The organism is Leclercia sp. LSNIH3, from assembly GCF_002935105.1.
Taxonomy (GTDB): domain Bacteria; phylum Pseudomonadota; class Gammaproteobacteria; order Enterobacterales; family Enterobacteriaceae; genus Enterobacter; species Enterobacter adecarboxylatus.
In genome coordinates, this window is record NZ_CP026391.1 from 152,437 (window position 1) to 174,497 (window position 22,061).

36 protein-coding genes and 1 pseudogene are annotated in these 22,061 nt (G+C 49.0%); 25 read left to right on the top strand and 12 right to left on the bottom strand.

Annotated elements, in window-relative coordinates; all coding sequences use genetic code 11:
- Positions 1-74 precede the first annotated feature (74 nt).
- From C3F35_RS25505 to C3F35_RS25555, 11 genes are all read left to right on the top strand, one after another.
- A complete protein-coding gene (locus C3F35_RS25505) occupies positions 75-455 on the top strand; it encodes a hypothetical protein (protein WP_015063021.1) in 381 nt (126 codons plus the stop codon).
- A gap of 199 nt (positions 456-654) precedes the next feature.
- On the top strand, positions 655-966 hold the full coding sequence (locus C3F35_RS25510; protein WP_022652352.1) for a DUF957 domain-containing protein: 312 nt from the start codon (positions 655-657) through the stop codon (positions 964-966).
- 4 nt (positions 967-970) lie between these two features.
- Positions 971-1,462, top strand: coding sequence for a DUF3085 domain-containing protein (locus C3F35_RS25515; RefSeq protein WP_040113309.1), 492 nt, complete (start codon positions 971-973; stop codon positions 1,460-1,462).
- Between the two features lie 569 nt (positions 1,463-2,031).
- Positions 2,032-2,235: a hypothetical protein gene (locus C3F35_RS26945; RefSeq protein ID WP_022652350.1), complete on the top strand. Its 204-nt coding sequence runs from the start codon at positions 2,032-2,034 to the stop codon at positions 2,233-2,235.
- A 49-nt stretch (positions 2,236-2,284) separates the two neighbouring features.
- Positions 2,285-2,509 (top strand): hypothetical protein, encoded by a 225-nt coding sequence (locus tag C3F35_RS25530; RefSeq protein ID WP_022652349.1) that lies wholly within the window; start codon positions 2,285-2,287, stop codon positions 2,507-2,509.
- 34 nt (positions 2,510-2,543) lie between these two features.
- Positions 2,544-2,750, top strand: coding sequence for a hypothetical protein (locus tag C3F35_RS25535; RefSeq protein ID WP_040113310.1), 207 nt, complete (start codon positions 2,544-2,546; stop codon positions 2,748-2,750).
- Between the two features lie 229 nt (positions 2,751-2,979).
- Positions 2,980-3,333, top strand: coding sequence for a hypothetical protein (locus tag C3F35_RS25540; RefSeq protein WP_022652347.1), 354 nt, complete (start codon positions 2,980-2,982; stop codon positions 3,331-3,333).
- Positions 3,334-3,343: 10 nt separating this feature from the next.
- Positions 3,344-3,520 (top strand): hypothetical protein, encoded by a 177-nt coding sequence (locus C3F35_RS26950; RefSeq protein WP_162859439.1) that lies wholly within the window; start codon positions 3,344-3,346, stop codon positions 3,518-3,520.
- Between the two features lie 120 nt (positions 3,521-3,640).
- Positions 3,641-3,922, top strand: coding sequence for a hypothetical protein (locus C3F35_RS25545; RefSeq protein ID WP_040113311.1), 282 nt, complete (start codon positions 3,641-3,643; stop codon positions 3,920-3,922).
- Positions 3,923-4,158: 236 nt separating this feature from the next.
- Positions 4,159-4,764: a hypothetical protein gene (locus C3F35_RS25550; protein WP_015063019.1), complete on the top strand. Its 606-nt coding sequence runs from the start codon at positions 4,159-4,161 to the stop codon at positions 4,762-4,764.
- A gap of 433 nt (positions 4,765-5,197) precedes the next feature.
- Positions 5,198-6,538: an ISNCY family transposase gene (locus C3F35_RS25555; protein ID WP_000589001.1), complete on the top strand. Its 1,341-nt coding sequence runs from the start codon at positions 5,198-5,200 to the stop codon at positions 6,536-6,538.
- Positions 6,539-6,736: 198 nt separating this feature from the next.
- Here C3F35_RS25555 and C3F35_RS25560 read toward each other — a convergent pair whose 3' ends face one another.
- The gene (locus tag C3F35_RS25560) at positions 6,737-7,897 is read right to left on the bottom strand and encodes an IS30-like element ISCfr4 family transposase (RefSeq protein WP_000830285.1); all 1,161 of its coding nucleotides are present in this window, start codon (positions 7,895-7,897) and stop codon (positions 6,737-6,739) included.
- A gap of 506 nt (positions 7,898-8,403) precedes the next feature.
- On the opposite strand from C3F35_RS25560, the gene C3F35_RS25570 reads away from it, so the two are divergent.
- Positions 8,404-8,976 carry a cytochrome b/b6 domain-containing protein gene (locus C3F35_RS25570; protein WP_001515348.1) on the top strand — a complete coding sequence of 191 codons (573 nt, stop codon included), beginning with the start codon at positions 8,404-8,406 and terminating at the stop codon, positions 8,974-8,976.
- 199 nt (positions 8,977-9,175) lie between these two features.
- Positions 9,176-10,099, top strand: coding sequence for a cation diffusion facilitator family transporter (locus C3F35_RS25575; protein WP_000167917.1), 924 nt, complete (start codon positions 9,176-9,178; stop codon positions 10,097-10,099).
- A gap of 121 nt (positions 10,100-10,220) precedes the next feature.
- Here C3F35_RS25575 and C3F35_RS27205 read toward each other — a convergent pair.
- Positions 10,221-10,337: pseudogene (locus C3F35_RS27205) on the bottom strand (hypothetical protein); the annotation flags it as partial.
- Positions 10,338-10,361: 24 nt separating this feature from the next.
- Here C3F35_RS27205 and relB point away from each other — a divergent pair.
- The 3 genes from relB (at position 10,362) to C3F35_RS25595 (ending at position 11,117) form a co-directional block, all read left to right on the top strand.
- Entirely contained in the window at positions 10,362-10,601 is a 240-nt protein-coding gene (gene relB / locus C3F35_RS25585) for a type II toxin-antitoxin system antitoxin RelB (RefSeq protein ID WP_000534858.1), read from the top strand.
- Complete coding sequence (relE, locus tag C3F35_RS25590) at positions 10,601-10,888, top strand: type II toxin-antitoxin system mRNA interferase RelE (protein ID WP_000323025.1); 288 nt, start codon at positions 10,601-10,603, stop codon at positions 10,886-10,888. The genes relB and relE overlap by 1 nt, the downstream gene beginning before the upstream one ends.
- A gap of 70 nt (positions 10,889-10,958) precedes the next feature.
- Entirely contained in the window at positions 10,959-11,117 is a 159-nt protein-coding gene (locus C3F35_RS25595; RefSeq protein WP_001447600.1) for a type I toxin-antitoxin system Hok family toxin, read from the top strand.
- 232 nt (positions 11,118-11,349) lie between these two features.
- Here C3F35_RS25595 and C3F35_RS25605 read toward each other — a convergent pair whose 3' ends face one another.
- The 10 genes from C3F35_RS25605 to C3F35_RS25650 form a co-directional block, all read right to left on the bottom strand.
- Positions 11,350-11,556, bottom strand: coding sequence for a hypothetical protein (locus C3F35_RS25605; RefSeq protein WP_044713525.1), 207 nt, complete (start codon positions 11,554-11,556; stop codon positions 11,350-11,352).
- Between the two features lie 39 nt (positions 11,557-11,595).
- A complete protein-coding gene (locus C3F35_RS25610; protein ID WP_032610485.1) occupies positions 11,596-11,946 on the bottom strand; it encodes a hypothetical protein in 351 nt (116 codons plus the stop codon).
- A gap of 23 nt (positions 11,947-11,969) precedes the next feature.
- Positions 11,970-12,539 carry a hypothetical protein gene (locus C3F35_RS25615; RefSeq protein ID WP_040113312.1) on the bottom strand — a complete coding sequence of 190 codons (570 nt, stop codon included), beginning with the start codon at positions 12,537-12,539 and terminating at the stop codon, positions 11,970-11,972.
- A 44-nt stretch (positions 12,540-12,583) separates the two neighbouring features.
- Positions 12,584-12,916 carry a DUF5417 domain-containing protein gene (locus C3F35_RS25620; protein ID WP_032610481.1) on the bottom strand — a complete coding sequence of 111 codons (333 nt, stop codon included), beginning with the start codon at positions 12,914-12,916 and terminating at the stop codon, positions 12,584-12,586.
- Between the two features lie 124 nt (positions 12,917-13,040).
- Positions 13,041-13,289, bottom strand: a complete 249-nt coding sequence (locus C3F35_RS25625) for a hypothetical protein (protein WP_050596976.1) — start codon at positions 13,287-13,289, stop codon at positions 13,041-13,043.
- Positions 13,290-13,348: 59 nt separating this feature from the next.
- The gene (locus tag C3F35_RS25630) at positions 13,349-13,903 is read right to left on the bottom strand and encodes a hypothetical protein (protein ID WP_052134036.1); all 555 of its coding nucleotides are present in this window, start codon (positions 13,901-13,903) and stop codon (positions 13,349-13,351) included.
- 185 nt (positions 13,904-14,088) lie between these two features.
- Entirely contained in the window at positions 14,089-14,370 is a 282-nt protein-coding gene (locus C3F35_RS25635; protein WP_032610524.1) for a hypothetical protein, read from the bottom strand.
- A 117-nt stretch (positions 14,371-14,487) separates the two neighbouring features.
- A complete protein-coding gene (locus C3F35_RS25640; RefSeq protein ID WP_040113313.1) occupies positions 14,488-14,904 on the bottom strand; it encodes a hypothetical protein in 417 nt (138 codons plus the stop codon).
- Positions 14,904-15,158, bottom strand: a complete 255-nt coding sequence (locus tag C3F35_RS25645; protein WP_032610479.1) for a hypothetical protein — start codon at positions 15,156-15,158, stop codon at positions 14,904-14,906. Before C3F35_RS25645 ends, C3F35_RS25640 begins: the two co-directional genes overlap by 1 nt.
- 10 nt (positions 15,159-15,168) lie before the next feature.
- Positions 15,169-15,552 carry a hypothetical protein gene (locus tag C3F35_RS25650; RefSeq protein ID WP_050596975.1) on the bottom strand — a complete coding sequence of 128 codons (384 nt, stop codon included), beginning with the start codon at positions 15,550-15,552 and terminating at the stop codon, positions 15,169-15,171.
- Positions 15,553-16,726: 1,174 nt separating this feature from the next.
- On the opposite strand from C3F35_RS25650, the gene C3F35_RS25660 reads away from it, so the two are divergent.
- The 9 genes from C3F35_RS25660 (at position 16,727) to C3F35_RS25700 (ending at position 22,055) form a co-directional block, all read left to right on the top strand.
- Complete coding sequence (locus tag C3F35_RS25660) at positions 16,727-17,932, top strand: DNA-binding protein (RefSeq protein ID WP_032610476.1); 1,206 nt, start codon at positions 16,727-16,729, stop codon at positions 17,930-17,932.
- A 64-nt stretch (positions 17,933-17,996) separates the two neighbouring features.
- Complete coding sequence (locus C3F35_RS25665) at positions 17,997-18,278, top strand: hypothetical protein (RefSeq protein WP_032610475.1); 282 nt, start codon at positions 17,997-17,999, stop codon at positions 18,276-18,278.
- Positions 18,279-18,656: 378 nt separating this feature from the next.
- Positions 18,657-18,953 carry a hypothetical protein gene (locus C3F35_RS25670; protein ID WP_040113314.1) on the top strand — a complete coding sequence of 99 codons (297 nt, stop codon included), beginning with the start codon at positions 18,657-18,659 and terminating at the stop codon, positions 18,951-18,953.
- A gap of 49 nt (positions 18,954-19,002) precedes the next feature.
- Positions 19,003-19,440: a hypothetical protein gene (locus C3F35_RS25675; protein ID WP_015063013.1), complete on the top strand. Its 438-nt coding sequence runs from the start codon at positions 19,003-19,005 to the stop codon at positions 19,438-19,440.
- Positions 19,441-19,521: 81 nt separating this feature from the next.
- Complete coding sequence (locus C3F35_RS25680; protein WP_032610473.1) at positions 19,522-20,067, top strand: hypothetical protein; 546 nt, start codon at positions 19,522-19,524, stop codon at positions 20,065-20,067.
- Positions 20,068-20,112: 45 nt separating this feature from the next.
- Positions 20,113-20,349 (top strand): DUF905 family protein, encoded by a 237-nt coding sequence (locus C3F35_RS25685; RefSeq protein ID WP_032610472.1) that lies wholly within the window; start codon positions 20,113-20,115, stop codon positions 20,347-20,349.
- Between the two features lie 537 nt (positions 20,350-20,886).
- Complete coding sequence (locus C3F35_RS26780; protein WP_154591402.1) at positions 20,887-21,027, top strand: hypothetical protein; 141 nt, start codon at positions 20,887-20,889, stop codon at positions 21,025-21,027.
- Between the two features lie 266 nt (positions 21,028-21,293).
- Positions 21,294-21,608, top strand: coding sequence for a hypothetical protein (locus tag C3F35_RS25695; protein WP_015063011.1), 315 nt, complete (start codon positions 21,294-21,296; stop codon positions 21,606-21,608).
- An 87-nt stretch (positions 21,609-21,695) separates the two neighbouring features.
- Complete coding sequence (locus C3F35_RS25700; RefSeq protein WP_015063010.1) at positions 21,696-22,055, top strand: hypothetical protein; 360 nt, start codon at positions 21,696-21,698, stop codon at positions 22,053-22,055.
- Positions 22,056-22,061 lie beyond the last annotated feature (6 nt).

Sequence of the window (22,061 nt, forward strand, 5' to 3'; positions counted from 1 at the left end):
TACATTCTGCGAGTGGTAGGCTGGCCTTTGACATCGTAGCCAGATTCTACCACTGAAAGAGGGACGCAATTTTAATGAAATTTATCCTGTTGTTTTTCATTTTAGTCATTCTGATCTGGGGGTTTACAGGTCTGGCTTTTAAAGAAGCCATTATATTTACGTCCGTCGGACTGAGCATTTCGGTTGTGGCTTTGTCTGCTCTCCTTGTGGTAGTTCTGACATTTGTAATGGCTGCAATGTATGCAACTCAGGAACTGGGTGCGCTGGGAAAAATGATTATCGCTCAGGTTGTACTGACCGGATTATGGAACCTGGCTTTTTCTATTATCCCGGACGGAAAGTTACTTTCTTTTTTCGGCGTAAATATCTGGCAATCCGGCTCATACCTGGTTTACTTCATGGCAGTGTTGATAGCTGTTTTTGCGACGTTCGTCGCGTTCCAGAAGCAGCAGTAGTTTTTACCTGATGCACCATAAGCCTTCCGATATGGAAGGTTTTTTCCTTCAGTGCTGAGTTTATTTATAGCGGGTCTGTCTTTACACCTTTTTAAACTAAATTCTGTCCTATCTAATTTATCTATTTTTTTGCTCTTTGGGTTATTAGCCGGGAGAGTCGGTTTGTTATATTGGGTTTACACCAACCGAGGGCAAAAAAATGCAGATTAATAAAGTCATGTCTTTTCTTGATATTCTTTCTAGCTGGCTTGAAGACAATATTAATATGGAGTCTGAGCTGGTCTTCGATAATGATGTAGACAATACCACCTCAGAAGCCCTGTATCCCGCAGTGGAAAAAGCTAACGCGGTATTGAGCAAACTTGCATCTCTGTCGTCTGATACGATTCAGGCGACGCGTCAGCGTTTACAGGACGCTGTCGAAGGCAATGGGGAGGTTTCTCCTGCTGACGTCAAAGAGCTGCTCTTGGCAACCAAGCATTTGATGCTAGCGCCGGATTGCGGAGAATAATCAGATGAGCAGATTAACATTCGAGATTTCAGGGGTAAAAAAACTGCTTAAAGAAATCCAGTCAGCGGAGCAATTCCTTGCAACCGTTGATCAGCTTTTTGAGCCAACAAATTATCCGGGGGGGGTGCCTCTTAACGAAGCTGGTAAGACGGAAAAAGAAGCTTGCCTGGCAGGGGAAGTTTTCTGGCCATCGCCAAAGCATATGGTTCAGACCCGTCTGACCCCTCAGATTACTCTGGTAAAAGGCCATGGCGTCTGTCTGATTACCAATGCTTCTCTGGATGGAAGTCCTGTCTCCCGAGATACAGCTATCTATGCCCGTGGAATGAATCCGTCGCTTGATGAAGATTGGAATTATGAGTCTGATCAGATTATGGGAGGAGATGATAGTACAGTTACTGTACCGCTTGAGTGGTTTGAACTCGCAATCGAAAAGAAACTTAAGGCTTTTAGTCTCAAAGTATCCCCTACAAAAATAACGCTGGTGAATGGATAAACGAGTCACAGGCTGTATCGGTCTAACATGGTCTGTCCCTGATCTTTCAGCCAGCCGAACAGACCCACCTTAAAAGGAGTATTATGGCTGACACAAAGCGACCTATTTCCCCGCTTACACAGGCCCAAATCTATGTGTTGCATCGTCTGGCAAGCGGAACGAAGTATGAGATCTGCGGTGAATTTCGTCGGGCCCGGGAATGCCGGATGTATAGGGGGGCATCGGATGATGTGCGATGCCGTAGCACCCCGGTCCTCTTTCGGCTTGGGTTGGTTGAGCTGGTTAATCCGTCCCAGCGGCCTTTACCGGGAAGTTATTATCAGGTCAAGCTGAGCGCCACTGGGAGTGATCTCCTGAGGTCCATCGAACGCGACTAAATTTTTCAATTGGAACCGTTTTTCTCTCTGATATCAGGACGGGATGACCACAGGTACCTCGAAAAGAACCTCGCCATTGCCAACCCTGAGGCGCTATTTTTTTCTGGTCAAAATAGGCCCGTTAGCGAAAAAAAAACGGTATCTGATGTGGTGTAATGCTGTTGTCATTTCACCCCAGAAGGATAGCTACTGATGAAATTGTTTTATAGCAAACCAGTTCGCTTTATCGTCATTATCTGTGTATTTCTCCTCGGCGTTGATAACTTGAGCGATATGTTCGCCGATGTTTCCCGATCTGTATTCTACGGCGGTCTCGCTGCTCTCCTTGCAATTGCCGTCGTCATTGCCCGAGTTGGTTACACCAAAAATGCGGACAAGGCCAGCCAGGCGCAGTAACTTTTACTCAGCCACCTTTCGGTGGCTTTTTTTTCATAAGGACTGACTCATGCACAACATTGAAATTTCTACCGTCGCCATTTTCAGCGCCCAGTTTAAAAACATCGAAGACGCCGAGAATGCCGGGGCCCTATATTCAGTCGACATCGAATATCCGATGACGCTGAATGACCTGTCGCTGCTGTGTGAATCCGTAGCAAAAGCCGTTGGTGTCCCTAATGGAGTAAAGTACCAGTTTGTCACTCAGCCGCAACCGGAAGAAAGTGATTATTAACGCTTATGGCGACTGGCTGAACAGGAGAAGAACATTGCCCCATGTTGATCACACCCGGACGCTCCGGGTCCAGCTGTACGATGCCAGCCGCTTTCATGATGGCGCGACGGCGGAACAAGCTGGCGAACTGCATACTGTCGCATTCAGTAAACCCACGATTACCGATGATATTCAGAAAATTGTGGATACCACTGCCGAGGTGCTCGGTAGACGCTACAGCGTTAACGTATTCTCAAACTGAGCGCCGGAGAAGGAGGTGTCCAGGTGACCTCCTTCTACCTTTTTTTAAATCAAAGACCGTCAAATTTAATTCCCCTGTCAGACGTCATCGGCACACTTAAAATAAAAACCGTCCTTTTCCCGGTTGCCATTTTCACTTTTCAGATATTCGTCAAAATATTTCACCACGGGTTATTTGGGCCAGAGGCCGTATTGATATAATGAGCTCACATTTCTGAAAGGAGTTTTAGATGAATAAGTCTCTGGTCAGCTTTGCGGAATTATCTGGCGATGCTATTAATCTTGCGCGACAGTCGGTTATCGAGATGGAAATGACCGCTGCCCGGGAAAAGATTGGAAAGGCTCGTTCGTTATTCCGCTCAGGTATTCATCGTGCTGTTAATGGCTATCCGCTGATTCAGTCGGCGGCTAACCAGATGAGCGTCATTAAACGACTCCAGAGCGACACAGAATATCTCGATGCCTGTATTACTGAGAATCTTTGTATGTTCTCGACAGAGGGTTATCTGTACCTGTTTATGCAACGCCGCTTCATTAATGAACCCGTGTCTGAAGGCCGGGAACTGAACAATATTTCCATTTAAAGGTGACATTATGAAACCATTTGGACTTGCCGGAAAACCGCAGCCTGAGCCCTGTGGCTGCTGCTGGTACTACCCGGAGGATTGCCGTTATGCTGCTGCGAAACCGCTTTACCGCCGCAGCCAGCGTAAGGCTGAGCGTCAGCGTCAGCGTGCGACTATTACCCGCACACTGGCCGAATCACGATAGCCGTAAGGACTGCTCATGCCTGGGCTGACAGTACCCTGTTACCTGGCGGCATTATCCGCTGTGAGTGATTATGATTAAATACGTCACCACGTCGATTTCCCCGATATCACCGGAGCAAAGATGAAACTCAGTCAGTTGGAGGCGGGGATGACCGTTTGGTCACTCTTCCGAACCAAAATGGGCAATACCACCATTAAGACAGTAACTCTTCATTCTGTCGTTATTCAGGAGGTTTACGATAACCACGTTATCGCCAGCTGGAACCGCAATGCGCCGCGTCGGTTCGGGGAAACGGCGATAAGTAGCTGGAAAAAAGATAAGCCGCTACTCATCCGCGACCGTTCCGGAAGTGTCCGTTTGGCGACGCGGGAAGAAAAATCCCGAATATTGGAATCAAAATAGCGCCCGTCCATCTTATCGGTTTGGCCCGTTCCGTTCTCAGCGTATTCCGGTGATGGCAGTTTTCCCCCCCACTTAACTGTAGGGAAACAAAACAGCTCATTGCATCCCACCTTCCTGCTGTCATTTCCCTCTTTATTCCCGTTTTTTTCGAGCCCTTAACCCGCAAACTAGCTCCCGTTCACCGGGTATGATCAGCGTGTCTGTGACCATTAATTTTCAGAGTGAGGAGAGGGTACATGAACCAAACTGAATCGGACCCGTCCGGATATACCGCAACAACGGTCGATGAAGAACGCATGGCCATCAGGGAACTGATCGGCGAAGTGGTCGGCCGCTACCGTAGACAGGTACCGCCTGATCGCGTCCAGAAAGCTACTTTTGAGGTGAATGGCGGGCTGCTCATGGGGCTTTTGCTTGCTCTGCTGATGCTGGTATGTATTATCCAGCGTGTGGCAACTGGCGACCGACTGATGAGCTTTACCGGAGAGCCTGACGTCCGGGATATTCAGTTTACCCTGATGCTGGTCATGGAGCTCGCACTTGGCATTGTTGTCTGGTTCCTGATTGCGACGGGGGACTATTCGCGTCCCTGGCTCTATCGTCTTACTCCGGCAAAACCCGTCTGGCTTTTTGATGAAGTGGAGGACTCCGATTTGGTGCTGCTTTCCAGCAATCCCTTTATCAAACGCTGGCTTCACGAGGAACTAACGAAAATCAGGCGACTGACGTATACCCGCCTCGATGAGAAACTGGAGAAAATCGCCCATTACCCGGATAGCCTAATGCACAGTTGTGTTCGTGCTCACCGTTTGTCACTGATCGCGGGTTCGAAGACTGACTGATTACAGCCGGAAAGAAGCGGGGGACCGGACGGGCTGGCGGCGTTGAGTGTAGAGATTTGCATCCGTCTGTTTCGTCAGCGATTACGTCAGCCGTCCGCTGTTACGGCCTGCGAGGCAGCAAAACCTGAAATACTTACTTATTAAATATTTAGGCGGTCGACCTGTTCGTTTGAAGGGGGCTGGGTGGTATAATGGCTTCGGTGCTGGAGGCTTTTGCCCCAGCCAGCAGAATCACTGTTTGACTGTGGTAAAAAGCAGAAAGCCCCGAGTAATTTTTTCAAATTAACCCGAGGCCCCTGATGCTAGTCACATTAAAGGTTAGCCTCTTACCTGCAAAAATGCAAGGAGAAGAAGCCATGTGTTAACACCAAGCTGTAATGTCCCCTTTGAACCATTCTAAAATGTCCCCAGACAATTCTCTGGGGGATTTTTCATGATCAAAGAGACTGTTACGATGAGTCATAAGGAACTCGACCGACTTCACATTATTCAGGAGTCACTTAATCGCCATATTACTCAGGAACAAGCTGCGGCACGCATTGGCATTTCTATTCGGCAGGTTAAACGTCTGGTGCAACGGTATAGAAATGAAGGGCCTTCTGGTCTAGTTTCCCGCCGACGTGGAAAGCGTCCCAATAATTCCTTTTCTACCGAATTCAGAGCAACAGTAATTTCACTCCTCAAAGGCCGCTACGCTGATTTTGGACCTACGCTTGCGTGCGAAAAATTGCGCGAGATACACGGCTTGTGTTTATCCATTGAAACTCTCAGGAAGTGGATGGTAGAGGAGGGCATATGGCGCGAACGTCGTCGTAAGTTTGCCCGAATTTATCAGCGCCGGATGCGGCGCCCATCCTACGGTGAACTCATCCAGATTGATGGCTCGCCTCATGACTGGTTTGAAGGTCGGGGCCCCAAATGCACACTGATAGTCTTTATCGATGATGCTACCAGCGCTCTGATGGCGCTACGATTCGCTCCTGCAGAAACAACCCGGGCTTACATGGAAACCCTCCGGGGTTACCTTAATGATCATGGCGTACCACTGGCTCTCTATTCTGACAGACACAGTATATTCAGAGTAAATAACCCGGAGCGGGAAGGAGAGTTGACTCAGTTCACACGTGCGATAAAGACACTGGGCATCGAGCCAATCCATGCCAACAGCCCGCAGGCAAAAGGGCGGGTAGAGCGTGCCAATCAGACACTGCAGGACAGGCTGGTCAAAGAAATGCGGCTTCAGGGTATCAGTGATATTGAAACAGCAAACGCATGGTTGCCGACCTTTATTGAAGCCTATAACAACCGGTTTGCTACGCCGCCTCGTATTGCTGATAACGCCCATCTTGATGTACACCATTCTGAAGAGGAACTGGGTTATATCTTCAGCCTCCAGGCGAAGCGCGTTCTCTCCAAAAATCTCACTTTCCAGTACAAAAGCAGTGCGTTTCAGATTCGCAGTGAAGGCCGGGGATATCGACTTCGGCATTCGGTTGTCACGGTATGCGAAAGCTTTAACGGTGAAATTAAGGTTCTGTATGATGGGAAAGCGTTGGGATGGGAAAAATATGTTGATGGCCCGGAGCCTATACCACTGGATGATGAAAAAAGTGTCCATGAACGTGTGGATAATGCCCGTTTTGATTTACGCTCAAAATTCTACGTAAAACCTAAAGCTGACCATCCTTGGCTCACGCGCCGCACGCAAAGTAATCAGCAAGTGAAGCCCCCTAAATTACCCAGAAAGAAGGCTGATCCCGATAAAATGGACTGAAACCAGGCGTTATTCAGTTGAGTGCATATCCAGTCATAGGATAGATTCTTACGTAGCGTTTCTGGCGTGCATTTTCGGGTGGTTTGTTACTGTTTTTAACGGGGACACGTCAGAAACGCGCTCAGGCCGTCTGAGCGGTACGCGTAATGCGGCGTTATGGTAAATAGCCTATGCTAATGTCCGCTAAGAGCTGTGAGTTCAACTGATGGACGCAACACACTTATTGAACCGTTCTGCGGGTGATTCATAGTCTAGCGTTTTTCTCGGCCTTTCGTTGAGCTGTCTGGCAACACTGTTAAGTCTTTGCTGGCTGTGAACCGATAAGTCAGTTCCTTTTGGAAAATATTGTCTGAGCAATCTGTTCGTATTTTCATTTGAGCCACGTTGCCAGGGGGATTGAGGATCGCAGAAGTAAACCTGAATATCTGTGGCTACAGTAAACCGGGTGTGGCTGGTCATTTCAGCGCCCCGGTCCCAGGTTAATGTTTTATAAAGTTCAGCAGGTAATTCCCGGGCTTGTCTGATGAGTGCAGATATAACCGTTATGGTCTTGTTGTCTCTGATCTTCGCCAGCATAACAAAACGGGAATGACGTTCTACGAGGGTGATTATATAGGAGTTTTTCGAGCCCTGAATCAAGTCACCTTCCCAGTGACCTGGAATGGCTCTGTCAGCCGCCTCTGGTGGCCTTTCGCTGATAGGTATCGTGTTCGGGATTGACCCTAATCCTTTCCCTTTAAGCGATGACGTTCTGGATCTACGCACTGCTCTTCCGCTTCTGAGGCATTGCTGCAGCTCTTTTTTTAATGCTCCCCGGGTTTGTATAAAAAGCGTTTTATAAATCGTTTCGTGTGACACATGCATTTCCTGATTATCCGGATAACAACGTTTCAGCCAACCGGCGATCTGTTCCGGCGACCAGTCCTGATGCATCTTCTCTGCAATGATTTTACACAATGCGGGGCTTTCAATTAGCTTGCACGGTTTTGGTCTCAGCGCATTTTCCCACGCAGTAGCATCGGCTTTTGCTGCTCGGTATTGTTTTGCACCACTGTGCCTCCTGACCTCGCGGCTAATCGTTGAGGGCGCTCTTGATAATTTGGCGGCGATGTCCCTGATGCTGAGTTTTGCTACCAGCCCTCTGGATATCTCCTCTCTTTCATCAAGCGAAAGCGCTAATCGGTGCCGTTTTCGCACGGGAGGACGGTAGCCGCCTGTCTGGTGGATAGTGGGCATAATGGAAGAATGATATCTGTCGAACATTCTGGCGATATCATGTAGAGAATCACCTTGCTTATATCTGTCCCAGATAATTGCCTTCTGCTCTGGCGTGTAGTTAATCCGAGTTCTTCGTTTCATGACAACGTCCCCCTTGATTAAGGATAGCGTTGCATCGACCCATTGAACTCACAGCGAGAAGCGGACATTGCAGACTGCCCAGTAGAAAAAGTGCTATCAGAATTATCTAAAGGAAGATCGTATTTACCATGTCTCATTCTAACTGTTTAATAAATTACAAAAATTAAAATTTCCATTTAATATCATCGCGTTAAGCAAGAGAATTAAACCTCTCATTTAATTTATGATTCTTATTTAATTCATGAGTTGGTGTAAAAATAGGTTGCCGCACTATAGAAAGACACATATTTAAACCCAGCAGGAAATCATATTTGAAAGTAATGTGTTTAAGGGGCTGCGTAACAAGAACAGCAAGTAAATACATAGTAATAACAGTTACCATTCCCATTTCGCAAGTGGCCATATCAGAGGTGAACTAATGCCTGCTGCAATTTTAAGAATTAAGGTTATCCTAATAATTCTTTTGTATGATTAAGATCATCGATAAATTTACTAAGGACTCATTAATGAAATTGCGACTCTGGAATCTATTACCCCATGATTACGCTCCTTTTTTTCGTATTCTTCACATCATTGTGGCATTTCTAATATTATCACAAATTATTAACTCTAATCTGACAGAGACCGAAGCAATTGGTGAACATAGTCTTGAAGGAGTTATAACCTGGATGCACATTATTTCAGGGTTAGGACTGATTATTTGTGGTTTTATTATGTTAAGTTGGATGCTTACTCAAAGAGGTTTTACTTATTATTTTTCATGGGTAGGGCTTGACTTTAGTGGTATTAAGCAAGATATAAAAACGTTGACTAGTTTCCGACTGCCCGATGCACATTCGGGAGGTATTGCCAGTACAATCCAAGGATTTGGAGTTCTAGCATTGCTAATTGTAGCACTTTCAGGTGGCCTATGGTTCTTGTTGAATACCATGCAGTCAAATCTGGCTGAAACAGTAATCCACTGGCATAAGTTCTTTACTACTTTCATTGAGGTCTATTTTTATGCACATGGTGCAATGGGAGTTTTGCATATTTTAATTGAAAAATATAAAAGCCGCTCAGTTAACCTAAGTGACTAATCTGTTGTGAGATAATATTACTTCAAGTTGAAGAAAACCCTAAAAATAAAATTTAGTTTACTAGAAGATGAAACAGCACTTGCAGAGACTTTTTAATTAAATTTAATAAAAACGAAAAAATATTCATGGCGAAATGATTGTTTAATTATCTATCATGGATAGAAATGTGAGTTAGTCGTCCTATTTTAGGAAGTTAATAATGACTAAAACAAAAGGGTTACCTCGTCCGCTGACGCACTACGCTTGGCTTTCCATTGCCACGGCTATTGCCACTATCGGACTCAAAGGTGTGGCGTGGAAAATGACCGGTTCGGTCGGTCTGCTATCTGATGCCATCGAATCCGTAGTTAACCTCGCAGGAGCCCTAATGGCGCTCTGGATGCTGACCTTGGCTGCGCTTCCGGCCGATGAGAACCATGCATATGGGCACGGCAAAGCCGAATATTTCTCGAGTGCTTTCGAAGGATTTCTGATCCTATTGGCGGCAGCCAGTATCGCCTATACCGCAGTTGAGCGGATGTTAACTCCACAGCCGCTTGAGGAGATTGGTCTCGGATTACTGGTTTCAACAGTCGCATCAATCCTTAATTTTGTGACGGCTCGCATTTTGTTAAGGGCTGGCAGGCAGCACAACTCTATCACTCTTGAGGCAGATGCTCATCACCTGCTGACCGATGTCTGGACGTCGGTCGGTGTCATTTTTGGTGTCGGACTGGTTTATCTGACCGGCTGGTTTTGGGTCGATCCGATCGTTGCATTGCTGGTCGCAGCCAACATCGTTTGGACTGGTTATCAGCTTATGAGTCGTTCAGCTGCAGGTCTGATGGACGTATCGCTACCCACGGAAGAACTCAAAAAAATCGAGTCACTGCTGGCAGGATATCGTGAACAGGGGCTTGATTTCCATGCACTACGTACACGCCAGGCTGGCGGGCGGGCGTTTATGACAATGCACATCCTAGTTCCTGGGCGATGGACTGTTCAATATGGGCACGACTGGGCCGAGCGTATAGAGAATGATATCCGCACCGCACTGCCTTTTATCCATATCACCACTCATGTGGAACCGTTGGAAGATCCCGCGTCAATGAACGACCAAACGCTCGACATTTCTGATCACTAAACTAACCACATGTCGCTGGTCGGGCAGGGTAACAAACCTCGCTCTACAAAAATTTCAGGTATTCTCTATAATTCTGAGGGTACTTGATGTGACCTGCGCCCAATTGTTGGGCACGCAATATTTTTAAAAAGTCCGCTTCTGGCACAAAGCGGACAGTGATCACCGTTCTTACGACTACTTTCTGACTTACTTCGTGACTTGCCCTAAGCATGTTGTAGTGCGATACTTGTAATGACATTTGTAATTACAAGGGGTGTAAGACATGGGTAGCATTAACCTACGTATTGACGATGAACTTAAAGCGCGTTCTTACGCCGCGCTTGAAAAAATGGGCGTAACTCCTTCTGAAGCGCTTCGTCTCATGCTCGAGTATATCGCTGACAATGAACGCTTGCCGTTCAAACAGACACTCCTGAGTGATGAAGATGCTGAACTTGTGGAGATAGTGAAAGAACGACTTCGTAATCCTAAGCCAGTACGTGTGACGCTGGATGAACTCTGATGGCGTATTTTCTGGATTTTGACGAGCGGGCACTAAAGGAATGGCGAAAGCTGGGCTCGACGGTACGTGAACAGTTGAAAAAGAAGCTGGTTGAAGTACTTGAGTCACCCCGGATTGAAGCAAACAAGCTCCGTGGTATGCCTGATTGTTACAAGATTAAGCTCCGGTCTTCAGGCTATCGCCTTGTATACCAGGTTATAGACGAGAAAGTTGTCGTTTTCGTGATTTCTGTTGGGAAAAGAGAACGCTCGGAAGTATATAGCGAGGCGGTCAAACGCATTCTCTGAACCAAAGCATGACATCTCTGTTTCGCACCGATGGTGACACTTCTGCTTTGCGTTGACAGGAGAAGAAGCCATGAAACTGCCGAACCAACCCGTTGTTTTGTGCGTATTGATAGTATGTCTTACGCTGTTGATATTCACCTGGCTTACGCGCAATTCGCTCTGCGAACTGCGGCTGAAAGACGGTACGCGGGAAGTGTCGGCTGTGATGGACTACGAATCCGGTAAGTAGCTGAAAGAGGGGGGTAACCCCCCTCGATTCAGATGTGGCCAGCAAGCCAATAGCACCTTTAGAAAAGGGTTTCTCCGGTCGGGGAAACCCTTTTTTCCTTCCGTTCGGTGGCAGACCGCCACTCAATTACCCAAGGCATTCAACAGTCTCAGTGGAATACCGTCGGATTAAAATTCTCCCCAGAACGGCTGCGGCTCGCACTGGGTACCTCCTCCTGCGTCCTGTTTAATTCTCAACGCCTCAATTTTTCGAGGACCCGCCGCATTTTCCGAACCTGGCTGGTCGTGGAGAGAGTACTGGTTTGTGGATGACATGCACTGGTCTTCTCATTGGGCTGTAGCTCATAGGACATAGCCAGTGCGGTCAGTGCTTCTTCAGCATCCAGCAGAGCTTTAATGGCCGTCTGGCGCATCTCTGCACGGCGTTCAATTATGGTCATGTTTGTCCTTGCTGCATCCGGTAAAATGACGCCGGGTATTCAGTCTTTCACGTTTTTCAGAATGGCCTGGCGGCAGGCATTCCAGATCGTCTGGGCATTCGCATCGCAGTCCACGAACCCGCCGCATTCCTGATAGATGACCTGGTAGACGCTGTCTGGGATCTTCTCCGGTACAACCGGGGAAAAGATGCTGACGGATGCCTTTCCTTCGGCGGCGTCACAGACGGCGTCCAGATGATTCGCCATCCATTCGGTTAAATTCAGATCCTCCTGAATTGCCTGCGCCTTATAGCGTTCTTTTCTTGTTACAGTGGCACGCATCTGAATTTGTACGCTCGCAGGCTCTTCGCCCTTCATCGCATTCTGAAGTGCAGATTTGGGCTGTTTCATCTTCGTTTTCATTTTCAATCGCACTATTTGGAAAGCGGCTTGTCTTCAGTGGGCTGAACCGGGGCTGTCTCCCCCGGCGTAACCAGCACACCAGCTTCACTCAGCACATGTCTCCACTGCTCATCCCGGTAGGCCGTTGCGGCGTCGGCAGAATCAAAGCATTGGTCGCAGGGCGGAGAATTTACGGTAACCAGGCTCACTACCGGCTTAACGTAGTACGCTCTTCCCCGTGGATAATCTTTTCCACAAGGGGCATAGAGCTCCTCGTCCCCACCAACACGGCGGAGGTGGAATTCTGGTTGCTGGCTGGCCTGCTCGGACAGCTTCACGGATGCCGTCTGCCAAGCTGCGATAGCCCGGGTCATGTCGCTTTCATGCCTGGCAAGATCTGCATCCCGGCGAGCCAGTAGGTGCGCGATAATATTGGCTTCATCGTAATTGATGACCGCCATTAGTTGACGGGTCGCTTCATCCCAGTCCTGTACTGCGGAGCCATCCAGTGGATTAGCGAGGTGCGCCTGGTATGTCGTACGGTAATTTGCGGCAGCACCTTCCAGCTGGTGCAGTTTTTCATCCGATAGTTGTTCGGTCATTGCACAGTTCCTTTTAGATGCAGGCTCAACGCTTGCATTAAAATTCATGCCGTCTGTTTGGCTGCGGCTTTACGCTGGGCGGCGATATGGGCGGCAATCTGCTTTTTGAGGCGCTTATAGTCAGCCCTGAAGCGTGCCACGTCATCGATCTCAATCATGTACCCGCAGCTGTAACCGGCATGCCCAAACGCATCGTCATCTTCGTAGTTTGGACAGTGATCGCTTTCCCAACCCGCTGCATCCAGCAATTCATCAATAGCGACGAGGTGTGCCCTGGGCGCATTCTCAATGATGAAGTAGAGCGAGCGACCCCAGAAGTGGCTGCGGGTACCTTCGATTACAGCAGTGTCGTTCGTGGTCTGGCGGGAAAGTTTCATTGGATACTCCTTTGCCCGGAGCCGCCGGGGCGGGGGTGTGATGTTCACACCTTGTGTTTGCAGTATGCGGTCCTTTTCAGGCAACCGGGAAAGTAACTTTTCGCTGCTGCTGGTGGACTGTCGCCTATTGCTCGCCAGCCTTTTTCTTTAGATAGTTTACGTCTGACTCATCACATACCTGATCCATATGACGCTGAATCCATGCCGAGATAGTCAGGCCATTACGCTTCGCCTCACGGACATAGCGTGATTTTTTCTCCGGGGTCATACGCATCTGGACCAGTGCCGTTGCTTTGTCGGCCTCATCTTTTTTCGCGTTATCGTTGCCCTTCATATGGATCGCGTTAACGTGCTTTTCATTGTTATCGGTCATAGTGTTCTCGGTCAAACAGAGCCGCGTAGTGCGGCTCCCAGGGGGAGAGTGCAGCCGTGTCATGTCGCTGTTGAAACCGTCGGGTCAGGGGCCAGTCCTGTGGCGAGGTTTACGGAAACGTTCTGCACGTTAGAATGAATTGTCTGGTCAGGCTGTTGGTCTGTATTATGGACGACGGTGTCTGATGGATTGTCAGCCATTCGAACAAGATCACCGGCCATAACTTCGTGCCGATGATCAAGCATGACTATGCCAGTCCGTGCCTGGGCACGGGGTGTGCCGTTAGCGCTGCGGATGAATGCACTTCGAAATCCCGTCACGGTACGAACAGTACCCTTGTCCAGGACCCGCTGGCCCGACTCCAGAGTCTCAGCTGCGGCCGCATGAAATTCCGCCACGGCAGCAGCAAACCACTTTTCGAAACGGGGAGCAATGGTCTTCACGGCAAGCGAGGTACAGGAATAGACCTGTTCAACCTGCTTAGAACCGTTTTTATCGGTAAAGGCGATAATGCCGATTCGGCCACAGTTAACGGTGTAGAAGGTTGGTCTGAAGCCGTTGGTGAGGAGTGATTTAACAGCTGAGAAGAAAGCGGATTTAAGCATCGGTTTCATGGGGTTATCCTGTATGCCCGGAAACGCCGGGGCGTGCGGCCAGAGTGCCGCTGTGTGATTAAATATACAGAATCAGAGTTGTTTTGTCAATACAAAACAACGGGTGCTTTTTCCACCTGATAGCTGTATTTATTTTTTAAATCAGACTGTTAAAGTTGTAATGAGCAGTGCAGCAGCGGGCTGAGTCAGCCCACCGAGATCACCGCCGTTGTGGCTAACTCCTGCCCACGCCCGGTCAGCCGTACGCGATAGAAACAGCTCTGTTCTAACCCACTTTTCAGAGTGAACTCAATCAGGCCCAGCCGGAAGAGGGGTGGCAGACTGGGGGCATTAACCGGAAAATATCCCAGCGTACTGAGGCAATCTGGACGCTGCTCCATCCCTTTCTTTCCGTTGCCCTGCATCAGGTAGCGGGTTCCGGTATTCAGCCGACGCAGAGTATAAATTTGGGCGTTAGTCAGCGTCATGATCATCGCCCTCTTCAGTGGAAGAGCTGACCGGCTGTTTCCAGCCGCAGTGACAGTCCTGTAGCGTTCCATCCCCCCCTTCAAGGTACGCCAGGCACTCGGGGCAATACAGCTTCATTACCACGGGACCACCTCGACATGTTCACCCAGCCAGGCCAGCTTCTCGCGAAGCAGTTCGGCGGCATGCATCTGGTCTTCGGCCCAGAATGGAGCGAGTCCCATAAATTCGCACCAGTACGCCAGACCGGATTTTCCGTCGTCCCGGTAAGTCCAGACCGCCTGGCCGTGACCCACGCCGGAGTCGACGGTTACATACAGCCCGGGCATGCATTCACAGGGCTCCTCGCAGTCGCAGGTGCCACTCTGGACCACGCGTACTCGTCTCAGCTTCACTGCGGTACGCAGGCGCAGGAGCTCCTCCAGCGCATCAGCGTCGAATTTCGTCGTGCTGACAAGGGTGTTTGCACTGGTTTTACGCAGCGCCTGAATACGGGTGCGAAGCGCATCGTTGCTGATAGTAGCCTTAATCATCATTATTCCCCCATCTCACCCAGCTGCTTGCGGATTGAAACGCTTTCCGCACGGAGTTCATCTTGTTTTGCCAGCAGGAAACGTTTTACAAGCGCCATCGCGTCCAGAAATTCAGTGGGCTCACATTCAACCCGTTCGCACACGCTCTGAACGGCTTCCGTCACCAGCGGCATTACGTCCAGCGCTGTCTGCATTTCCGAAATCACAGAGGAGTTGCCTGCGTAACGGGTTGCCAGTGACAGAGTCTCTTTGCTCATGGATCGCTCCTTATGCCGAGACCGGACGGACAAACAAGTCATGCGCCCCATCTGCCAGCGGCTCGCAGTAATCACCGAAACCGTCTGGCACAATGCTGCCATCGGCCACGATGCAGGAAGCCACCGGTTTCTGTGCCCGGTACGCTGCCAGTTCGGCTGCGTCGACTTTCGCGCCATCGGTCAGGTCAAAATGCAGATCGTCATACGCAGAGCCGTTCAGCTCTTCTTCCAGACTGATAGCCGCATTCAAGGTAGCCAGCGCATCAGCGACGTCACGTGAGTTGATTTTTGCGTCGCGCAGCTCTAGCTCAAAGGCCAGTTGCAGGCGGCGTACAGCGACGATGTGGGACTTATGCTGGGACAGACGAATGAGGGTGTCGATATCGTGGGTCATGATGCTTACCTTATGCCCGGAAACGCCGGGGCGTTGGTGCGGATGCCGCGCCATGGGATTACTATGATCTTCTGAACTTCTATTGTCAATACAATAGAAAACAACGTTTTGAGGATTTTTTATACAGGACGGATGCTGCGGTAAATTCAGTTGCACACAGTCATTAGCCCCTGCATTTACAGAAGATGGAGGCGGTTTAATCCAGGAGCTGACATCTTGATATGGACGCCAGCCGTCACAGCATGATTCTGCCCGGGGACACCGCGCCGAGTGTGACCTCCCGCAGACGGAAGAAGAGCGGGGGAGAATGTGCCCCTTCTCCCTGCGGTGGTCGCTGGGTTCAATATAGGATTGAAATTCCCCGCTTATCGACCAGATGTGGCATGCGAACAGGGTAGAATACTATTCCGGATTCACGAATTATCAGCGCCAGCCGGTGACCCGCTGACGTACCCGCTGCAACCTGTGCCGAAGGTGTCGACATGATTAAAAAGGAATGTATGAAAGAACGTACACAATCCCCGGGTGAGTCGTTTGCTCACGCTGAGTTTATGGAGAAAGTCTTTACCAACTTACGGATGTTTTGTGACGCCGAATACCGACGGTTAGCCACAGGTGAGAAAGAAACCCAACAGTCGCAACCGGAAAAGACCATACATTCGCATTATCTCGTGTAAGACCCATGCCGCCGTATCCTTTCCCGATGGCCGGGCAGATTTAGCCTGGCCCGATTTTAATTCCCTCATTCTACCTGCCCCGCGTTGAGATGTTCGACAGTGATCCCGGTTATTCTTTTATAGCGATAGATAGATTGCCATTCCATATTTTGGAAAAGTAACTTTAGATGCCTTGTGACGCCGCAGTTCCCCTCTTACTCATCTTCCCTTCAGCGCATGTAACACCTTTCATGCTGACGGTTCTGCATTATTGTGGGTTCTTGCAGACGGAAAAGTAACTTTTTCGATAAATTCCGGCTTTTTGGTACCCGATTTCACACTAAAGTTAAATTTGGCCTCCTTAGCGAAAAATTAAAACGGACGGATCACGTACTATTACCCCGGGAAAAAAAGTTACTTTTTTTTTCGCCTCAGGTTATTAGGAAATGAATCGAACCTGGTATTGTTGTGTTGTAGCGAACAACCACCCTAAACGAAAATTTAAAAGGAAGGCCACAATGTCCACTATCGAAAATGATGTAAAAACCGCTAACAACGATATCAGCCTGCGCACTTACCTGGAGCGTTCCGGTAACGGCGCACGCAAAAGCAATGGTCTGGTCATCAACCCGGCAGTGGTCGAAGAGGAAGAAGGTTTTAACACCCGTACCGCTGGCATGGGAGAAAGCTACTACTCCTTACCCCACGTGGTAGCCCACCTGAACAGTCTTAAAGAGTCCTATAAGTCTGAGCCTTTAAGCGTACCAGCTATCGTCGTGCAGGTTCTGAATGGTCGTCCTGTTCTGCGTCAGGGGGCATGTCGTATCCGCGCCGCCGCTATGGCAAACATCGAGCTGGCAGAGGAAGGGCGTGAACTGATTTCGTTAATTCGCTGCGAGGAGTTTCGCGGTAGCCGCGCCAGTGCCGAACAGTTTACGCTGGACGGTAACTCTAATCTGGCTCTGTCTGTCGTGGCTGAGGCGCTCTCCATCAAACGGATGGTCGAAGATGCTGAAGAACCTAAAACGTTCGCAGAACTGGCCAAGCGTCGCGGTAAAACAGAACAGCACCTGCGTCAGATGGTTCGCGTCCTGGACCTGCCTGAAGCCCTCCAGGTTATGCTGGTGACAGGGGAAGTGAGCATGTATGTCGCGCTGGATGAATATCTCTACAGCGGCGATAAGGCCGTGAATAATATCACCAAAGCCATCGACGTCTATGGCAAGGCGACGGCCAAAACCCTTAAATTCGTCAAAGCTGGCAACATTGATGCAGCCATGCAGCCGAAAGCGCCGGTCGTGCAGGAAACGAACGCAAACACCCCTGAAACCACCGTGACGGAACAAACATCCGTCGAAGGTACTACGGATGAGACCACCCCGCCGCAGCTGGTGGACGGGAATGTTGGGACCAACCCGGAGCCAACTCCGGAAAACACCCCGGAGCCGAAGGCGAAAGATCCGATCAAAACGCCAGAGCCTAAAACTGTATCGGTCTCCAGCGTACTCAACAAAAAGACCGTGACGACGATTGCGGACACGGCAATCCCGCTTTTTTCGCGTATTGCGGAAGAAGCAGAACAACGTGCCGCTAAGAACCTCAGCGACGATACGTACACCTTAGTGCTGACCAATGATGAGATGAATGCCATCTGTGAAGCCCACGGCAATCTCACGCAGTACCTGCGTAAGCATGCCGAAAAGCAGCAACAGGGCCAGGCATGATTTTCTGACCGACCCTCCACCCGGTAGGGTCGGTTACCACCACAGGTCAAGGAGAAACAGGGTAATGAAGAATATCGCGATCAACGTCAGCACGAAGGCACCATTGCAGACAGTTAAGGACCCTGTGACCCGGGTCAGCATTCAGTGTACGGCGAAGGATGAGAAGGGCGAAGACGTGGAAGTGAATATTCTCGATCTGGAGCAGCACCACACCACCAACGAAATTAAAGTGACTTTTGGCGGCTCCCCCTCCCAGGCGCTGACCATGCTCAGCCGGGTGATGGACGTGCTGCAACAGCAGGCGGACGCAGAGCTGCAACTGAATTCTTACGCTCGTTTGCAGTAAACGTAAAAGGTGAATGATCCGTTTTAATAAGTACCTGCAAACCCCATGGATACCGATTTGACGAATGGCACACCCATTTATAAATCTTAACCGCCACTGAACAGGCAATAAACAGAGTTATTGTGAACTTACATCCGAGGGAAAATAGGTGGCTACCAGCTTTTAGGATGGTGATATTCAAATAACTGCAAAATTACGAATTAGCAAGCGTATTGTAGGGAATACATAATGGTAGAATAAGATATGGTTTTAATAATTTACAACGCTTAAATCCACATTCGTCCATATTTAATATTTATGGGAATTTAAAAATATATTCAGTGTAGGTTATTAGCTAGCAGGTCGAATTTTATATAATACCAAAAAACAGGAGGTATTATGAAAACCAGTCTGGCTTACGCATCTAATTGTTCCGACTCTCTCTATTCCTTTATTTACAAGGCACTGCAACAACGCTCAGGTGCCGAAAATGAAAGTCTCTATCAGCAGGCTATTTCAGCGTGCCGTACTCCGAAGCAAAAAAAGAAAATGGCCGGTTACTACGCCGGTCCGTGGCAGATGCTGTTTAACGCCTGGTGTTACAACCGCCTACCCAACATTGCCGTACTGCCCGTGTTGGCACAGCAGTGCTTATCCTTTTTGCAGTGCGAAGAACTGATCGCCGACTGGCACTAATCACATTATGTCCTGCTGGTGGATGCTGGCAGGTCTGGAGTACCTTTAAATGTACAGATATGACAGGAACCGGCAGTCGTTCAACCTGGTCAATGCGCTTCAGCCGGTCTATCGCAACAACGGTGGCGGTTTGTTTGAGTTCGACCGCAGGAAGCAACATGAAACGGCTGATCTCATCTTCGAGGCACTGACGTTTTCCCAGGCGCCCGAACTGGAGCTGGCGAAATTTGTCCGTCTTAAATCTGTGCGCCGAATTGCACAGTTTGACGACGGTGAAGTGCGCTATGGCGTTCACGTTGAACTGGCCGACGCTGTTGATAATAATTCCTTCAGAATTTTCAAAGATGATAATACAGGTGGATTTGATTTTTATTTATTTTCTACTTCAAATAATGAAGCAGAGCTTGTCCGCTTTAATCTGGATGTCTGTGGTATTCATTTACAGGACATTTTTGAACGGTCAACCGGCTTGTGTCTGTCGTACTGAATTATTTATTAAATATTTCACTTCAGGTTATTAGCCACGAAACCGATTGTGGAATAATAATAAAAAACGACGAGGTGAAATATGAAAAATCTTAATATTCAGATTAACGACATCGCAGCAATTAACACACTTGGTGGATCAATGCTGGCGGATATCATCGCCACCCAATATAAAGTAATTGGTGATAACAAAGACACTGCGGAAATGCCTATGCCGTGTATTGCTTACGGGCAGACCCCTGCAAATATCGACCCAGGCGTCTTCATCAACCGTGTGTACTGCTTGGACAGTCAATCGCTAAGTGCCAGCCTGCGTTACGAGCTGTTTAACGGACTTGCGAACCAGGCGTTTACCTTCTTCTGCCAGTCGGGCTGGTACGGTGCATTCCGGGTGGTGTCTTTCCGTGATAACGGACCTGCCGGACTCCTTAATATCGGCATTGTCCATGAGAAGGTGTTAAACGAATTTTGCGCCGATTTTCCCCGGGCTAATGTCAGCGAAACCGGCTTTAACTGCGGCATGACGTTTGACCAGATCCGGATGTTTATTTCAGACCGGGCCTATCAGATGCCGCTCTACAACAACCAAGATCACTTCGTTAAACTCGCGAAACGCCTTGTGGCCTGACACCCAGTGCCAGGCTCAGGCCTGGCCATTATGAAGGAAATGCCCATGAGCGGATTTTTCAGCAACGAATCACCGTTATCACTGGCTCAAGCCCGCGCCGTTGCCGCCGGTTACCAGAACGTCTTTATCGAAAACCTCCAGCCAGCAGGCCATTTCCAGATTGCCATCCGTAATCATCGCGACCACGATCGCCAGCTGATCTGGCGTAACTGGAATTATGAACCCGATGCCTATGATGCGCTCAATAGCCACCTGCAAAGCCACGGACTGAAGGCCAGCTGATCAGCACAAGAACCCGGTAACTCCGGGTTTCTTTTTATGGACTCAGCTGTCAGTGCTGGCAAACGGGGAAGGGAGTCTGGGTCTGCCCGGGGCCCACAGCTGGTGGTATAAGTCTGACCCGCATGCAGATGGTTTCGCCCGGTGCCGAGATGGCGCCGGGGAACTGAAAAGGTATCTTGCATCCGGAAAGAAATCGTCGTGACCTCCCGACCTGCGTGTAGATATGCCTGGCGGATGCCTGCGGTGTGTCGTCTGTAACTGAACTGAGCCATCTTAATTCGCGATCGAGAGAAAAGGGACGTGCTAGCAAAAATTAAGCGCGAGGGACTTTGATATAAATACTCAGACAATTAACGATGACTCACAGGATTTCACTGGTGCTTATGATTCTCCATATTGTTTTAACCCTCTATGTGGTTGTATGTCTTTTCTGCTGTCTATTTTTGAGAGCCCGTAATAAAAAGGCACTTTGCCATTCCCAGACCGAAGGGCGTCGGTATACGCAGGATAGTAAGAGAGGGGGGATTGCCGACGGAAATGGTTCCTTCTTTACCCCCGATACCTCAGGCGGTGATGGTGGATGTGGGGGTGGTGGTGACGCTGGTGGCGGATGTGGGGGTGGTGGTGATTGATGCTGTTCGCAGGCGTCCGCTGGTGGGGAGCTATCGACATTGGTAATTTTGACGGTTTTTTTCGTAAAGGTTGCGGCCGTGGGCTCTGGCTGGTGGGGCGTGAAGTCAGAGAATCTAAATTAAATCCGTCGTGCAGAAAAGTACCTTTTCTGAATCTGTCAGACGCATCCGGAAAGAAAATATCTCTCGGGGCAGCAAAGGCACGCCGGAGGTGATTTGCAGATTCAAGCGGGAAAGTCTATTTTTCATGCACCGAACCTATTTGGGCTGGGACGGAACCTGGTATAATGGACACATACAAAGGAGGGCATTATGAATACTTTTCTTTACGTACTGGTAGGCTGGATTGTCGTGCTGTATCTGGTTAATAAAGTGCGCGAAAAACGCAGCAAAGCGAAAGCGGTTAAAATCCTGGTGAAACGCAATGGCGTTTATCAAGAAGTGGATGCCGTAATGTTGCCCAAATACCAAGGCAGCGATGTGAGTACAGTTAAGACAGGCAATGAATCAGCCTCGCAATGGTTGAATAAAGAGGATGATATTACTGAACCGGAGTACTACAGTGGCGCTTCATTATTGAAGGCAACGAGAGATTTTGAAGCTCAACAAATGGAACAAAAATTCTAGCTACACTAGCCAGTTTTCACGACTAGGAACTGTTAGTTGAACCCTATTCATTCAGATTTAATAGGGTTGGACGGGAGGAGTTTAATAATGACAACGGCCAACGTAACCACCACTACTATCTACCGCTCCGATGATATTGTGCCTTTTCGTCGGCCACAGGGCGTTCTGGATAATCGTTATATGCCGCAGGCTTATGCTCTGGTACGGAACTGGGCCAGCAAACCAGCGGAGTACGGTTCTGGTGTTCTGGCAACCTACAGACAGGCGGTAGTTAATCTTGCGTATCAGGTTAAAGGGACTCGTGTGATTTTAATTCTGGTTCCCATTGAATGTGAGCCGGTTGGCGTAATCATGACTGACACAGTCTTATGGCCGTCGCTACCCATTGGGGAGGTCATGCAAATTATGCAGGAAGCATGGCAAAATATTCCGGTGTTGAATCCATAAAAAAGC

Bases quoted from the DNA above. Each gene is read 5' to 3' on its own strand.
- C3F35_RS25695 (WP_015063011.1), top strand. From the start codon at position 21,294: ATGAATACTTTTCTTTACGTACTGGTAGGCTGGATTGTCGTGCTGTAT.
- C3F35_RS25640 (WP_040113313.1), bottom strand. From the start codon at position 14,904: ATGATGATTAAGGCTACTATCAGCAACGATGCGCTTCGCACCCGTATT.
- relB (WP_000534858.1), top strand. From the start codon at position 10,362: ATGGGTAGCATTAACCTACGTATTGACGATGAACTTAAAGCGCGTTCT.
- C3F35_RS25620 (WP_032610481.1), bottom strand. From the start codon at position 12,916: ATGAAACTTTCCCGCCAGACCACGAACGACACTGCTGTAATCGAAGGT.
- C3F35_RS25660 (WP_032610476.1), top strand. From the start codon at position 16,727: ATGTCCACTATCGAAAATGATGTAAAAACCGCTAACAACGATATCAGC.
- C3F35_RS25670 (WP_040113314.1), top strand. From the start codon at position 18,657: ATGAAAACCAGTCTGGCTTACGCATCTAATTGTTCCGACTCTCTCTAT.
- C3F35_RS25645 (WP_032610479.1), bottom strand. From the start codon at position 15,158: ATGAGCAAAGAGACTCTGTCACTGGCAACCCGTTACGCAGGCAACTCC.
- C3F35_RS25625 (WP_050596976.1), bottom strand. From the start codon at position 13,289: ATGACCGATAACAATGAAAAGCACGTTAACGCGATCCATATGAAGGGC.
- C3F35_RS25630 (WP_052134036.1), bottom strand. From the start codon at position 13,903: ATGAAACCGATGCTTAAATCCGCTTTCTTCTCAGCTGTTAAATCACTC.
- C3F35_RS25510 (WP_022652352.1), top strand. From the start codon at position 655: ATGCAGATTAATAAAGTCATGTCTTTTCTTGATATTCTTTCTAGCTGG.
- C3F35_RS25615 (WP_040113312.1), bottom strand. From the start codon at position 12,539: ATGACCGAACAACTATCGGATGAAAAACTGCACCAGCTGGAAGGTGCT.
- C3F35_RS25665 (WP_032610475.1), top strand. From the start codon at position 17,997: ATGAAGAATATCGCGATCAACGTCAGCACGAAGGCACCATTGCAGACA.
- C3F35_RS25505 (WP_015063021.1), top strand. From the start codon at position 75: ATGAAATTTATCCTGTTGTTTTTCATTTTAGTCATTCTGATCTGGGGG.
- C3F35_RS25610 (WP_032610485.1), bottom strand. From the start codon at position 11,946: ATGAAACAGCCCAAATCTGCACTTCAGAATGCGATGAAGGGCGAAGAG.
- C3F35_RS26945 (WP_022652350.1), top strand. From the start codon at position 2,032: ATGAAATTGTTTTATAGCAAACCAGTTCGCTTTATCGTCATTATCTGT.
- C3F35_RS25685 (WP_032610472.1), top strand. From the start codon at position 20,113: ATGAGCGGATTTTTCAGCAACGAATCACCGTTATCACTGGCTCAAGCC.
- C3F35_RS25545 (WP_040113311.1), top strand. From the start codon at position 3,641: ATGAAACTCAGTCAGTTGGAGGCGGGGATGACCGTTTGGTCACTCTTC.
- C3F35_RS25530 (WP_022652349.1), top strand. From the start codon at position 2,285: ATGCACAACATTGAAATTTCTACCGTCGCCATTTTCAGCGCCCAGTTT.
- C3F35_RS25575 (WP_000167917.1), top strand. From the start codon at position 9,176: ATGACTAAAACAAAAGGGTTACCTCGTCCGCTGACGCACTACGCTTGG.
- C3F35_RS26780 (WP_154591402.1), top strand. From the start codon at position 20,887: ATGGTTCCTTCTTTACCCCCGATACCTCAGGCGGTGATGGTGGATGTG.
- C3F35_RS25680 (WP_032610473.1), top strand. From the start codon at position 19,522: ATGAAAAATCTTAATATTCAGATTAACGACATCGCAGCAATTAACACA.
- C3F35_RS25605 (WP_044713525.1), bottom strand. From the start codon at position 11,556: ATGACCATAATTGAACGCCGTGCAGAGATGCGCCAGACGGCCATTAAA.
- C3F35_RS25570 (WP_001515348.1), top strand. From the start codon at position 8,404: ATGAAATTGCGACTCTGGAATCTATTACCCCATGATTACGCTCCTTTT.
- relE (WP_000323025.1), top strand. From the start codon at position 10,601: ATGGCGTATTTTCTGGATTTTGACGAGCGGGCACTAAAGGAATGGCGA.
- C3F35_RS25515 (WP_040113309.1), top strand. From the start codon at position 971: ATGAGCAGATTAACATTCGAGATTTCAGGGGTAAAAAAACTGCTTAAA.
- C3F35_RS25555 (WP_000589001.1), top strand. From the start codon at position 5,198: ATGATCAAAGAGACTGTTACGATGAGTCATAAGGAACTCGACCGACTT.
- C3F35_RS25675 (WP_015063013.1), top strand. From the start codon at position 19,003: ATGTACAGATATGACAGGAACCGGCAGTCGTTCAACCTGGTCAATGCG.
- C3F35_RS25550 (WP_015063019.1), top strand. From the start codon at position 4,159: ATGAACCAAACTGAATCGGACCCGTCCGGATATACCGCAACAACGGTC.
- C3F35_RS26950 (WP_162859439.1), top strand. From the start codon at position 3,344: ATGAAACCATTTGGACTTGCCGGAAAACCGCAGCCTGAGCCCTGTGGC.
- C3F35_RS25540 (WP_022652347.1), top strand. From the start codon at position 2,980: ATGAATAAGTCTCTGGTCAGCTTTGCGGAATTATCTGGCGATGCTATT.
- C3F35_RS25700 (WP_015063010.1), top strand. From the start codon at position 21,696: ATGACAACGGCCAACGTAACCACCACTACTATCTACCGCTCCGATGAT.
- C3F35_RS25635 (WP_032610524.1), bottom strand. From the start codon at position 14,370: ATGACGCTGACTAACGCCCAAATTTATACTCTGCGTCGGCTGAATACC.
- C3F35_RS25560 (WP_000830285.1), bottom strand. From the start codon at position 7,897: ATGAAACGAAGAACTCGGATTAACTACACGCCAGAGCAGAAGGCAATT.
- C3F35_RS25650 (WP_050596975.1), bottom strand. From the start codon at position 15,552: ATGACCCACGATATCGACACCCTCATTCGTCTGTCCCAGCATAAGTCC.
- C3F35_RS25595 (WP_001447600.1), top strand. From the start codon at position 10,959: ATGAAACTGCCGAACCAACCCGTTGTTTTGTGCGTATTGATAGTATGT.